8 protein-coding genes and 1 pseudogene are annotated in these 12,937 nt (G+C 72.3%); 8 read left to right on the top strand and 1 reads right to left on the bottom strand.

Going from position 1 to position 12,937, the window contains the following annotated elements:
* The 8 genes and pseudogenes from ABZ624_RS26440 to ABZ624_RS26405 form a co-directional block, all read left to right on the top strand.
* Positions 1-100: pseudogene (locus ABZ624_RS26440) on the top strand (IS481 family transposase); the annotation flags it as partial.
* Between the two features lie 187 nt (positions 101-287).
* Positions 288-1,847, top strand: coding sequence for a DUF4192 family protein (locus ABZ624_RS26435; RefSeq protein WP_360093823.1), 1,560 nt, complete (start codon positions 288-290; stop codon positions 1,845-1,847).
* Positions 1,848-2,314: 467 nt separating this feature from the next.
* Positions 2,315-4,498, top strand: coding sequence for a glycogen debranching N-terminal domain-containing protein (locus ABZ624_RS26430; RefSeq protein WP_360093820.1), 2,184 nt, complete (start codon positions 2,315-2,317; stop codon positions 4,496-4,498).
* 129 nt (positions 4,499-4,627) lie between these two features.
* The gene (locus ABZ624_RS26425; protein WP_360093817.1) at positions 4,628-5,386 is read left to right on the top strand and encodes an NUDIX hydrolase; all 759 of its coding nucleotides are present in this window, start codon (positions 4,628-4,630) and stop codon (positions 5,384-5,386) included.
* 164 nt (positions 5,387-5,550) lie between these two features.
* Positions 5,551-8,526 carry an ABC transporter ATP-binding protein gene (locus tag ABZ624_RS26420; protein WP_360093814.1) on the top strand — a complete coding sequence of 992 codons (2,976 nt, stop codon included), beginning with the start codon at positions 5,551-5,553 and terminating at the stop codon, positions 8,524-8,526.
* Positions 8,527-8,688: 162 nt separating this feature from the next.
* On the top strand, positions 8,689-9,576 hold the full coding sequence (locus ABZ624_RS26415) for a FadR/GntR family transcriptional regulator (protein WP_360093811.1): 888 nt from the start codon (positions 8,689-8,691) through the stop codon (positions 9,574-9,576).
* A gap of 436 nt (positions 9,577-10,012) precedes the next feature.
* The gene (locus ABZ624_RS26410; RefSeq protein WP_360093808.1) at positions 10,013-11,554 is read left to right on the top strand and encodes an RNA polymerase sigma factor; all 1,542 of its coding nucleotides are present in this window, start codon (positions 10,013-10,015) and stop codon (positions 11,552-11,554) included.
* 121 nt (positions 11,555-11,675) lie between these two features.
* On the top strand, positions 11,676-12,536 hold the full coding sequence (locus ABZ624_RS26405) for a serine protease (RefSeq protein WP_360093805.1): 861 nt from the start codon (positions 11,676-11,678) through the stop codon (positions 12,534-12,536).
* A gap of 96 nt (positions 12,537-12,632) precedes the next feature.
* Here ABZ624_RS26405 and ABZ624_RS26400 read toward each other — a convergent pair whose 3' ends face one another.
* Positions 12,633-12,869, bottom strand: coding sequence for a hypothetical protein (locus ABZ624_RS26400; protein ID WP_360093802.1), 237 nt, complete (start codon positions 12,867-12,869; stop codon positions 12,633-12,635).
* Between the last annotated feature and the right edge of the window lie 68 nt (positions 12,870-12,937).

The following is a 12,937-nucleotide window of genomic DNA, read 5'->3' as shown; positions in this document are numbered from 1 at the left end:
AGACTTCCTGCACACCTACAACCACCACCGCTGCCACACCGCACTCGGCGGCCACCCACCGATCAGCCGCGTGAACAACGCTTCAGGTCAATACATCTAGCGCGGCCCGGGATAGGCGTTGCTCGTCCTGTTCCATGCGTTCCATGCGTTCCATCGAACAGGACGGCACCGACAAGCGGGCGGCCTCCGGGCGCGGGTGTGGACAACCCCGACGGCCTTGTCGTGTCCCTGGCCCGACTTATCCACAGACGCAACCGGAATCTCAAGATCCGCGGGATCGTCGGCGCATGACGAACCACAGCGAAACGACCGGACCGTTCGAAAACAGCGACATCTCGGGACGGGAGCCGTTCACGGACCTGTCCGCGCGTGACACGCAGGTCACGCTGCGCACCCCCGCCGAACTGGCCGACGCCCTGCCCTACCTCCTCGGCTACCGCCCGGAGGACAGCATGGTGCTGGTGGCCCTGCACGACCGCGAAGGCCAGGGCAGGTTCGGCGGCCGGGCCCGGCTCGGCATCCCCGCGAACGAGGAGGACTGGGAGGCGGCCGCACGCCAGCTGGCCCAGGGACTGGTGACAGGCAGCGAACGACGAGGCGCCCGGCCCGAGCAGATGGTGGCCTACGTCTGCCAGGAACCCGCCCCGGGCGAGTCCGGCCGCGACGTCAAACGACGGCTCGAGCGGCTGGCCCACCTCCTGCGCACCCAGTGCGGGGACCTCGACGTCCCGGTCATCGAGGCACTCTGCATCTCCGACGGCCGGTTCTGGTCCTACTGCTGCCCGGTCCAGGGCTGCTGCCCCGAGGACGGCTCGCCGATGGGCCTTCCCGGCACATCCGTGCTGGCCGCCGCGGCCACCTACGCCGGCATCCAGGTGCGCGGCACCCTCCGGGAGTTGCGCACCAGGCTGCAGCCTTGGGAGACGACCGCGGCCCTGGAGCAGGAGATCGCCCTCGACGCGGCCGGGATGACCTTGGTGCCCCGCATTCTCGACGAGGGGTCCCGCGCGGAAGTGGCGGAGGAGACCCTGGGCCTCGCCGAGCAGCTCATCCGCCGCTTCGCCGCCGCCGCACCGGTGTCCGGCGCCCACCCGGCGGACCTGCGTGACGACGGCCTCCTGACACATGACGAGGCGGCGACGCTGATCCTCGGACTCCAGGACCGCACGACCCGCGACCGGGCGGCCGTCTGGATGGAGGACGACGAGGCGGCTCCCGCTCTGCGGCTCTGGCGCGCCCTGGCCCGCCGCTGCGTCGGCCCCTACGGCGAGCACGCCGCGGCCCCGCTGACCCTGGCCGGCTGGGTGGCCTGGTCCACGGGTGACGAGTTGGAGGCGCGTGAGGCGCTGGCCATGGCACTGGGCGCGGATCCCGACTATCTGTTCGCCCGGCTGCTTCACCAGGCCTGCAACGACGGCATCGATCCGGAAGCGATCCGCCGCTGCCTGCGCGCGGATCGCGCGGGGCATACACCGGCGGACTACACCGCACAGCCGCATCCGGAGAGGAAGGCGGCTCGGGCCGCGCTCCCGGCAACCGAAAGCGCGACGCCCGGCGCGAGTGCCGGTGCGAACGGCGAGAGCCCCGAGGAGGCCCGGGGAACGGGCACGCGCCGACGGCGCCGTGTGCGATCCGCCGACGGAAGTGACGCCCCTCGCACGGCTCGCTCCACGGACGGCCGGCGCAGGCCGGCCGGCTCCCGTCCGGGCTCCTCGGCAGCCGAGCCCGTGCGCCCCGGCAGCCGTGGCCAGGGCGGCACGCGTGCGCGGGCGGCAGAGCCGGGCACCCCCACGACCAGCGCAGCCCCGTCGGCAAGCGACCGCCGCAAGCCCGAGGAGGAAGGGTGAGCGTCGTGCGGGGGAGCGCGGGCGGAGCCCTGGTCCAACAGGTCCGCGTGAGGAAGACACGCGGCCCGGCAGCGGAATCCGCGGGATGCGGCGCACGCGCCTGGAGGTCGCCGCGGAACCGCTCTCGTGCGAGCCGGAGCGGCTGCCGTGACGGCGGCACACTTCTGGCCCGCCTGGCCGGCAGGGCCCACCGGGCACGCACGACCGCTCGGCCGGCACGCGGCGGCCCGTCGCGCATGCGTGGGTGGCAGCGGATCACCACCGGCCTGAATCGCACCACCTCCCTCGCGCGTCGCCATCGGGCCGGCTGCCCCGAGGCCGGCCGTGACCCGGACGACTCTCCCTCCGTTCACCTGAGTGGCGGAACGCCTGGACGGGCCCTGCCGCCGTACGACCCTTGTTCCCCGGGGCGTCTCCCCGGTCGCCCAGCACGGCATAGGCGCACCGAGCGCAGAGGAAGCCATCCCATGCACCAGCAGCCGACTCCGCCCTCCACCGCCGCCGACGAACGCCCGCCCTGGAACCGGCACGACCTGTTCCCGCCGGACGGTGCCGCCCCGGCACGGCGCACGGTCGGTGCTCTGACCTCGGCCAAGAGCCCCCGGCCGAACGCCTCGGCAGGTCACCCGAGGCCACCGGCCCCGGGCCGCGGCAGCCGGCTCACCGCAGCCCCGCCGGTGCCCACCCCCCGGGGCAACCGCGCGGCGCCCGAGCTGCCGTCGACGCACGCCGCCTTGATCTGTGTCGCCCTGCCCGGCCTCGCCATCTCCGGTGACGGGCAGCTGGCCGGCCGGGGGCTGGACGGGTTCTACCGAGGTGGCAGGCGTCTGCTCTCACGGTGTCAGGTCCGCGTGGCCGGCCGCGAACCGCTGGCCGTGCAGGCCAGGATGACCGGTGCCGACAGCGCCCGCTTCGTGGGGACACTGCGCGCTTCCCCGTCGGCGGGCCCCGATCCGGATGTCGTGGTCGAACGGACCCGTCGTGCCGACGGAACCGAACGGATCACGCTGCGCAGCACAGCCGCGCGACCGCTGAGGCTGCCCCTGGAGATCGCCCTCGGTACAGACCTCGCCGAACTCGGCACCATCGCCTCCGGCCGGGCAGGGCCCGAACTCCCGGCCACCGTCCACGACTCGGGCCTGCGCTGGGCCACCGCTGGTGCCGCAGCCTCCGTCACCGCCGACCCGCCGCCCTCCGACGCCCTCGCGTCCGCCGGACTGCTGCGCTGGGAACTGGAAGTGCCTCCGGGCGGCACAGCAGCGGTGGAGCTCCGGGTGCGGCTCGACGGCGCGGGCCCGCTGCGGGCGGCGGGTCACGTCACGACCAGTCCGTTCGGTCCCGCCAAGGCGACAGGCGACGATCACCGAGTGGGTCCGCTGCTGCACACGGCGGTGGCCGACCTCCAGGCTCTGCTCCTGCGCGACCCCGCCCACGCCGCCGACACCCATCTCGCGGCGGGCGCGCCCTGGCGCTGCGGACTGGCCCCCGCCGAGGCCCTGGCGGCGGCCCGCATGGCGCTGCCGCTCGGCACCCGGCTCGCCGCCGGCACCCTGCGCACCCTGGCCCGCACCCAGCTCCCGGACCGGAGCCCGCAGCCCGGCATGGTCCCCGGTCCACGACGTGACGCCGGTCCGCTCCTTCCACCGGGATGCACGGGCACGGAGGCCACACTGCTCTTCCCCGTCCTGCTCGCCGAGGCCCGCCGCTGGGGACTGCCCGAGCAGGAGACGAGGGAGCTGCTGCCCGCGGCAGAACGCTGTCTCGCCTGGCTGCGGGCCACTGTCGGCGACGGCCCCTACCTTCACGACCCCCAGCCCGGGGGCCCGGCGCGCTGCGAGACGCAGGCACACGCGCATCGGGCGGCCCTGCTCGGCGCCGATCTTCTGGACGCGTACGACCGCCCCGGCGCCGACGGGTTACGCCAGTGGGCCCAGGCCTTGCAGGCGGCCTTCCGAGCCGACTTCTGGGTCGCGGACCGCGGCGGCGGACGCCCGGCCGCCGCCCTGGCACCGGACGGTCGCCCCGTGCCGCACCTCGGCTCCATCACCGTCCACCTCCTCGACACCGGCCTGCTCGGTTCCGGCCGGTTCGCCCCGGGCCTGCTCGACCCCGTACAGACCGACCACCTCGCCCGGCTGTTCGGCGCCCCCGCCATGGACGCGGGCTGGGGGCTGCGCGGTCTCGGCGCCAAGGAGACGGGACACAACCCGTTCGGCCACCGGACCGGAGCCGTCCGGGTGCACGACACCGCGCTCGCCATCGCCGGACTGGCCGCCGCCGGCTACGAGAAGGAAGCCGGCGGCCTGCTGAGAGGTCTGCTGGAAGCGGCGGAACACTTCGGCCACCGGCTGCCGGAGATGTTCGCCGGTGAGCAGCGCACCACCGGGAGCGCGCCCCTTCCGCACCCCGCGGCCTGCCGGCCGGCGGCCACCGCGGCAGCGTCTGTGGTCATGATGCTCACCTCGCTCGCGGGTATCCGCCCCGACACCCCCGCCCGCACGGTCACCCTGTGCCCGGTGCGGAGCGCGCCGCTCGGCGAACTCGGCCTGACCGGGTTGCGGGTCGCCGGCGCGCCGTTCGCCGTGCGGGTCAGCCGGCTGGGGCTCGCCATGGTCGAGGAGGCGGCGGACGGCCTGCAACTGGGAGTGTGACATCGCCGACGCCGCTGGGACGAAGAGCGGGTGCCGGTGCTGCGCCCCGTACCGGAACGAAGCGGAACCACCGCCGATACGCCCACCGAAGGGAGTGCTTATCGTCAGGAAGACGACTATGATCGCCGCATGCCCTACGACCCGTCAGCCTTTCCGCCCTTCGCCGTCACCGTGGACCTGGTCGTGCTGACCGTGCGCCGCCATGCCCTGTGCGCGCTGGCGATCCGCAGGGGCGAGCCACCGTTCCAAGGGCGCTGGGCGCTGCCCGGCGGTTTCGTACGGGCCGACGAGGACCTCACCCAGGCGGCGGCGCGTGAGCTCGCCGAGGAGACCGGGCTGTGCGCACACGACCCCGAGGTCCCGGTCCAGGACAACGGGGCACACCTCGAACAGCTCGCCACCTACGGTGACCCCAAGCGGGACCCGCGCATGCGTGTGGTGAGCGTCGCACACCTCGCGCTCGCGCCCGACCTGCCCGCCCCGCGGGCGGGCGGCGACGCCAGCAACGCGCGTTGGGCACCGGTCGAGGAACTGCTCCAGCAGAGCGGTTACGGCCGCGACGGCGAGCCCGTGGCGCCGCTCGCCTTCGACCACGCCCAGATCCTCGCCGACGGTGTGGAGCGGGCCCGGTCCAAGATCGAGTACTCGTCGCTGGCCACCGCGTTCTGCCCGAGCGAGTTCACCGTCGGCGAGCTGCGCAGGGTGTACGAGGCGGTCTGGGGGGTGGCGCTCGATCCGCGCAACTTCCATCGCAAGGTCACCGGAACCCCCGGATTCCTCGTCCCCACCGGAGGAACGACCACGCGCCAGGGTGGCCGGCCGGCGCAGCTCTTCCGGGCTGGTGGCGCCACCCTGCTCAATCCGCCGATGCTGCGCCCCGAGGTCTGAGGCGTACAAGCCGCCGAGCCGCCCGGATGGTCCGGCGCGGCGAGTGCACATGCCGAGGCGGGCTCCATCGAACGGTGGACGCGAACGGGCTCGGCCCGCATTGCGTGCGACAGTAGACCGGGTTATACCGGAAAAACCGGACATTGCGCGCTATCTTGCTGCAGGTGATCCATGCCTTCGGACTGACCAGCGATCCCCGCAAGGCGCACCCGCCCGCCGTCGACGACGTCTCCTTCGAAGCGCGCGCGGGAGATGTCACCGTGCTCCTCGGAGGCGCCGGCGCGGGCAAGACGACGGCGCTCAGACTGATGCTCGAGCTGCAACAGGGGCGCGGCATCACCTACTTCAGAGGGCGGCCCCTGCACCGGATCGCCCATCCGGCACGGGAAGTCGGCGTGCTCCTCGGCGACGTACCGGGGCATCCGGCCCGCTCGGTCCGTGGCCATCTGCGCATGCTGTGCGCGGCCTCGGGAGTTCCCGCACGGCGGGCCGACGAGGTCCTCGAAGCGGTCGGCCTCGTCAGCCTCCGCGAGGAGCGCCTCGGTACGCTCTCGCGCGGTATGGACCGCAGACTCGGCCTGGCCTGCGCCCTGCTGCCCGACCCGCACACGCTCGTCCTGGACGAACCCACCGACGGACTCTCCGCCCGTGAGGCGCAGTGGGTGCACGGCATGCTGCGGGCCCACGCCGAGCAGGGCGGCACGGTGTTCCTCACCTCCGCCGACCCCAAGGAAGCCGCGCGCACAGCCGACCGGGTCGTCACCCTGGATGGCGGCAGACTCGTGGCCGACCAGGACGTGCGGGAGTTCAGCCGTACCCGGCTGCGTCCGCGCGTGGCCGTCCGCAGCCCGCACGCGGCGCGACTCGCGGCTCTGCTCACCAAGGAGGCCCGTACCGGCCGCCGCTCCGTCGAAGTCGTACACGAGGGCGGCAACCGCCTCTCGGTGTACGGCTCCACGACCGCCGACATCGGCGAGACGGCGTTCCGCCACGGCATCCTCGTCCACCAACTCGCCGACGAAGTGGGCGACATGGGACCGGGTGCCGGTGCCGGACCCGACATGCTCGCGTCGGAGGAGACGGGTGCGGCGGCGCCGAAGGAGTCGGCGGTGGAGCGGGATCAGGTCGCCATGCCAGGCGCTTCGCCGGCGGAACCGGAGCCGACCGTGCGCGGCCTCCCGGCGGGGGAGTCAGGCGCACCGGGTGCCGGTGCGGGACTCGCCGCCGTCCCGTTGGGGGAGGCGGGCGCGGGAGCGGCGATCGAGTCGGCGGCGGAGGGGGACCAGGCTGCCGTGCCGGGCGCTTCGCCGGTGGAACCGGAGTCGATCGTGCGTGGTTTGTCGATGCTGGAGCCCGAGACGGCCGTGTGCGACTTGCTGACGGTGGAGCCGGGCGCCTCAGGCCTCGGTGTGGCGGCGTCGGCGTCAAAGCCCTCGGCGTCAAACTCCTCGGCGTCCGGCTCGTCGTCGGCCGAGCCGGGTGTGTCGACGCTCGGCTCGTCCGTGCCGGAGCAGGTCGCGGTGGTGTCCGGCCTCTCGTCGGCAGAGCCGGGCGTCACGCCGCCGGGTGCCTCGGCGAGAGAGCGCGGCACCATGCCGTTCGGGTTCTCGGTGGGCAACCGCGAGAACGCCGCAGCAGACACCTCGGCGCCGCAGCGGGCGGCGCCCGGCGGCTCCCTCGGCGAAGAACCGCCGGTGGAGGAAGCACCCCCGTCGGAGCAGAAGGGGCGGGCCCTCGGTGCCGAGGTGGCGTCGCTCGGGCAGGCAACCGACGTCTCCTCGGATGAAGAACCCTCGGCGGCAGAGACGGCGCAGGCCCTCAGCGATGAGGTGCCGTCGCGCGGAGAGACATCCGACGCCCGGCCGGGTGCTGAGCAGACAAAGACCACTCGCCCCGTGACGACCGAGGGCGCGTCGCCTGACGACACCGCCACGGAGGCCAGAGGGGCGGCGCCCGGCGTCGAGCCGGACGCCGTGGACGCGCCAGGCGGCGTGGACGGGCCCGTCGGTGTGGGCGCGCCCGAAGTCGTCGCGCGCGACGGCGACGACGGGCCCATCGGCGAGGACGCGCACGGCGAAGGCGGAGCCGGAGCTGTCCCCGCAGGGGTGCTCGCGGGAGCCGCCGGCAGCCGGACCGCCGAAGCCGCGACCACGGCGAGCATCCGGCATGACGCGACTTCGCCGGCCGGGGACCCGCAGACCGGCGGCACGAACATCGCGGCCCGCGGTATCACCGCCCTCCGTACCCGACTCCCCGGCGCCAGGAATCCCGGCAACGGTCAACCGCACTCCGCACGAGCCGCCCGTCCCGACGACGTCAGCACCCCCGACGCCCTGCCCCCGCTCCCGCCCCCCATCTCCGTCCGCCCCGCCCCCAGCCCCCTCCGCCCCCTGCGCTACGAGATCCGACGCGCCACCGGCATCGGCGTCGGCTTCCTCACCTGCGGTGCCGTACTGGTGGTGTCCGCGCTCACCGCCGTACTGCTGGCCAGGCTCGGCCACACCCCGCAGGCTCGGCTGTTCGGCGCGTGGCCGCGGGAACTGCCGCTGCCGCCCGCGGCCCTCGCGGCAGGGCTGCTCGGTGCGCTGGCCTTCGGGGACGAGTTCCGCCATCCCGCCCTTGCGGCGGACCGCGGCACCGTGCCCCGCCGGCTGGGGCTGCTCACCGCGAAGCTGCTCGTCTCCGGAGCCACCGCGATGATGCTGGCCTTCCTCACCGTCGGCTGCGACGCCGAAGCGCTCTACATCGTCTACGGACGGGAGCTGACGCAAGTTCCCGCCGACTGGCTTTCGCTGAGCGTCAGTTGGTTCGGTCTGATCATCGGCTGCGCCTGGGCGGGTGTGCTGGCGGCCGGCGTGTTCCGGTCCACCACGGGTGGCCTGGCGGCCGTACTCGCCGTGCCCGTTGTCGTCGCCCCCCTCGTACACGAGGTCATGCGGGGACCGGCCCTCCACATGGCGACCGGGTTCCCGGTGCGGATGCGGGAGGTCCACCTGCTGCAGTGGCCCTTCGGAGGCGAGCGCTACCTGCTCGGGCTGGCGCGCGTGCTCACCCAACCCGTGGGCACCGCACTGGTGTTGTCGCTGTCGGCACTGCTGTGCGCGTATCTGTTCACGACGCTGCGCACCCGGTTCCGGTGACGAGCATGAGCACACTTCCGATCCTGCCGTGCGCACAACTCCCCGCGGAAAGCCCATTTCTTTCCGATAAGGCGTCAATTGCGACGGGGTGAGCGATCACCCTTTCGTGTGCTTTTCACCAAAGACCTCAAGGGAGTTGGAGGCGACGCCGACAAAGGATCCGTGAGTACCCTTGCGCACACCATGATGACCGCCGCCCGCTCCACCGACTCCGGTCTGGCCGGCCCGGGCGATCTCGACCGCTACCCCTACGCGGAGTCCCAGGTGGGTGATCGCGTCGCAGCGCCCTCCTGGGAAGGCGCGGACCCCGACCTGGGCCGCGTCGGCCGTCGTGCCGCGGGCAGCCGCGGACGTGGACTGCACGGCCAGCTCGTCCAGCAGCTGGGCCAGATGATCGTCTCCGGCGACCTCGGCGCCGACCGTCCGCTGGTGCCCGAGGAGATCGGCCAGCGCTTCGAGGTCTCCCGCACCGTCGTCCGTGAGTCCCTCCGCGTCCTCGAAGCCAAGGGCCTCGTCAGCGCCCGCCCGAACGTCGGCACGCGCGTACGTCCCGTCAGCGACTGGAACCTGCTGGATCCGGACATCATCGAGTGGCGGGCCTTCGGCCCCCAGCGCGACGACCAGCGCCGCGAGCTGAGCGAGCTGCGCTGGACGATCGAGCCACTCGCCGCCCGGCTCGCCGCCGGACACGGGCGCGAGGAGGTGCAGCAGCGCCTCTGTGACATGGTCGAGATCATGAGCCACGCCATGGCGCAGGGCGACGCGCTCACGTACTCGCGCGCCGACAGCGAGTTCCACTCCATGCTCATCCAGATCGCCGGCAACCGCATGCTGGAGCACCTCTCCGGCATCGTCTCGGCCGCGCTGCAGGTCTCGGGCGGCCCGGTCACGTCATGTGACCGGCCGAACGAGGCGTCCCTCGCGCAGCACGCGCGGATCGTCGACGCGCTCGGTACCGGCGACGGCACGGCGGCCGAGGCGGCCATGCGTCAACTGCTCACGGTCCACCCCGAGGTCGAGCGCGTGGTGCCCGCGCCGCGCGAGCACTGACCTCCGCGGCCAAGGCGGTGCGGTCGCCGGTGCGTGGCATCCTCGTGGTGCTCGCGGCGGCGCCGGACTCGGATGCTGGCCGTCGCCGGACCCTGCCGGACCCTGTGCGGTCCGGCGGGGTCCAGCGGTGCGAGGGGTCTCCGAGGTCATGCGCGCGACCGGGTATGAGCCCAGATTGATCTCATATGTCTATGTCTGACTGCTTTTGATGGCCTACGGGGTGTGACTCGGGCCACGCAGATTGGGCGTAACGCTCCTGGAAACAGCGCGATGACCTAAGAGGTGACAGCCGCGAAGGGAATACGGACGCCATGACAGGCGCTGTGCATCTTCCCGGCCCCGCCCGCGCCGTCGGCCCATCCCCAGGCCGGTGGTCGGCTCCTGTCCGCAGTGGACGGTGCCGGAAGCCGTTTTCCAACGTTCCGAGAGGTTGTTCGTGTCGGCCAGCACATCCCGTACGCTCCCGCCGGAGATCGCCGAGTCCGTCTCTGTCATGGCGCTCATTGAGCGGGGAAAGGCTGAGGGGCAGATCGCCGGCGACGATGTGCGTCGGGCCTTCGAAGCTGACCAGATTCCGGCCACTCAGTGGAAGAACGTACTGCGCAGCCTCAACCAGATTCTTGAGGAAGAGGGTGTGACGCTGATGGTCAGTGCCGCAGAGCCCAAGCGCACCCGCAAGAGCGTCGCAGCGAAGAGTCCGGCGAAGCGAACCGCCACCAAGACGGTCGCGGCGAAGACGGTGACGACCAGGAACGCCACCGCCACCACGGCCGCCCCCGCGGCGCCCGCCGCTCCGATCGCGGCCGATTCCGCAGAGGAAGCCGCACCCGCCAAGAAGGTCGCGGCTAAGAAGACGACCGCCAAGAAGGCGGTCGCCAAGAAGACCGTCGCAAAGAAGACGGCCGCAAAGAAGACCACGGGCAAGAAGGACGACGCCGAGCTTCTCGAGGACGAGGTTCTCGAGGACACCAAGGTCGCCGACGAGCCCGAGGGCGCCGAGAACGCGGGCTTCGTCCTGTCCGACGAGGACGAGGACGACGCGCCCGCCCAGCAGGTCGCCGCGGCCGGCGCCACCGCCGACCCGGTCAAGGACTACCTGAAGCAGATCGGCAAGGTCCCCCTGCTCAACGCCGAGCAGGAGGTCGAGCTCGCCAAGCGCATCGAGGCGGGTCTGTTCGCCGAGGACAAGCTGGCCAACGCCGACAAGCTGGCGCCCAAGCTCAAGCGCGAGCTGGAGATCATCGCCGAGGACGGCCGCCGCGCCAAGAACCACCTCCTGGAGGCCAACCTCCGCCTGGTGGTCTCCCTGGCCAAGCGCTACACCGGCCGCGGCATGCTCTTCCTGGACCTCATCCAGGAGGGCAACCTCGGTCTGATCCGCGCGGTCGAGAAGTTCGACTACACCAAGGGCTACAAGTTCTCCACGTACGCCACCTGGTGGATCCGTCAGGCCATCACCCGCGCCATGGCCGACCAGGCCCGCACCATCCGTATCCCGGTGCACATGGTCGAGGTCATCAACAAGCTCGCGCGTGTGCAGCGCCAGATGCTCCAGGACCTGGGCCGCGAGCCCACCCCGGAGGAGCTGGCCAAGGAACTCGACATGACCCCGGAGAAGGTCATCGAGGTCCAGAAGTACGGCCGCGAGCCCATCTCGCTGCACACTCCGCTGGGTGAGGACGGCGACAGCGAGTTCGGTGACCTGATCGAGGACTCCGAGGCCGTCGTCCCCGCCGACGCCGTCAGCTTCACGCTCCTGCAGGAGCAGCTGCACTCCGTTCTGGACACCCTGTCCGAGCGCGAGGCCGGCGTCGTCTCCATGCGGTTCGGTCTCACCGACGGTCAGCCGAAGACCCTCGACGAGATCGGCAAGGTGTACGGCGTGACGCGGGAGCGCATCCGCCAGATCGAGTCCAAGACCATGTCGAAGCTGCGCCACCCGTCGCGTTCGCAGGTGCTGCGCGACTACCTCGACTAGGTCGCAGTCGTACGACGGCGAAGGCCCGGCTCCCCCGCGGGAGCCGGGCCTTCGCGCTGCGCGCAGCCGTGTCGTGGATCACCCTGGGTGTCCCAGTACCAGCCCAGAGTGAGGAGCCTGCATGCGTCTTTCCGTTGCCCGGTCACTGATCCGGCCGCTTGCCCTGGCGGCCACCATGACCGTGATACCCCTGGTCAACGCGACCCCTGTGGCCGCCGACAGCATTGTCGTCGGTGGCTTTTCGATAGACGTCTCCCAGGCCCCGTGGACGGTCGCGCTGTCCAGCCGTGACCGGTTCGGCGGTACGCGGGCGGGCCAGTTCTGCGGCGGCGTGGCGGTCGCCCGCACGACGGTGCTCACCGCGGCTCACTGCGTGGGCGAAGACGTCCTCGGGGCCCCGCCGAGCCGCGTGCGCGACCTGAGGATCATCGCGGGCCGCACCGATCTGCTGTCGGACGGGGGCGAGGAGATCGCCGTACGTGACGTCCGGATCAACCCGGGATACGACAGCGAGACCCACGCCGGCGACTTCGCCGTGCTCACTCTCGCCAGGGAACTGCCGCAGAGTGCGGTCGTCGCCATGGCGGGTGCGGGTGACCCGGCCTACGCGCCAGGCACCCAGGGCCTGGTCTCCGGATGGGGGGACATCACGGGCGCGGGTGCCTACCCGCACACGCTGCACGCCGCACGCGTGCGCGTGCTGGCCGACGACCTCTGCACCCGCGCTTACCCGGGCGGCCCCGACGGCAGCTACCGCGCCGACAGCATGCTCTGCGCCGGAGAACCGGCCGGCGGCCCGGACGCCTGCCAGGGCGACAGCGGCGGCCCGTTGGTGGCCGCAGGGCGGCTGATCGGGCTCGTGTCCTGGGGGAGCGGCTGCGGCAGGCCGGGCAAGCCCGGCGTCTACACGCGTGTGTCCGACGTCGTACAAGGCCTGGGGGCGGCCTCAGGGAGCCAGAAACGGCTCCACGGGCGCTCCTGAAGCGTTCACGGCAATGACGCGGGCGGTCGCTCCTCGAGAGGAGCGACCGCCCGTTCACCGGCCTGTGCCGGGGCTGGCTCGTCGTGTATGCGAGATTCAGCGCTCTTCTTCAGAAGCAGCGGTGTTGTTCGGAACGGAGGTCAGCCGCTCCGACTCGTCCTGTATCTCAGCGGCGATCTTCTTGAGTTCCGGCTCGAACTTGCGACCGTGGTGGGCGCAGAAGAGCAGTTCTCCGCCGCTCAGCAGGACGACGCGCAGGTATGCCTGGGCGCCGCAGCGGTCGCAGCGATCGGCGGCCGTCAGCGGGCTCGCGGGGGTCAGAACAGTAGTCACGTCGCCTCTTCTCTAGCTCGACGAGCTGTCGTACCAGGGTCAACATCCAACCAGCCCGAAAACGTTCC

Origin of the sequence: Streptomyces sp. NPDC007205 (assembly GCF_040634095.1) — a bacterium.
Lineage (GTDB): Bacteria > Actinomycetota > Actinomycetes > Streptomycetales > Streptomycetaceae > Streptomyces.
Note: the sequence above shows the minus strand (reverse complement) of the source record. Positions and strands in the feature narration are given on the sequence as shown.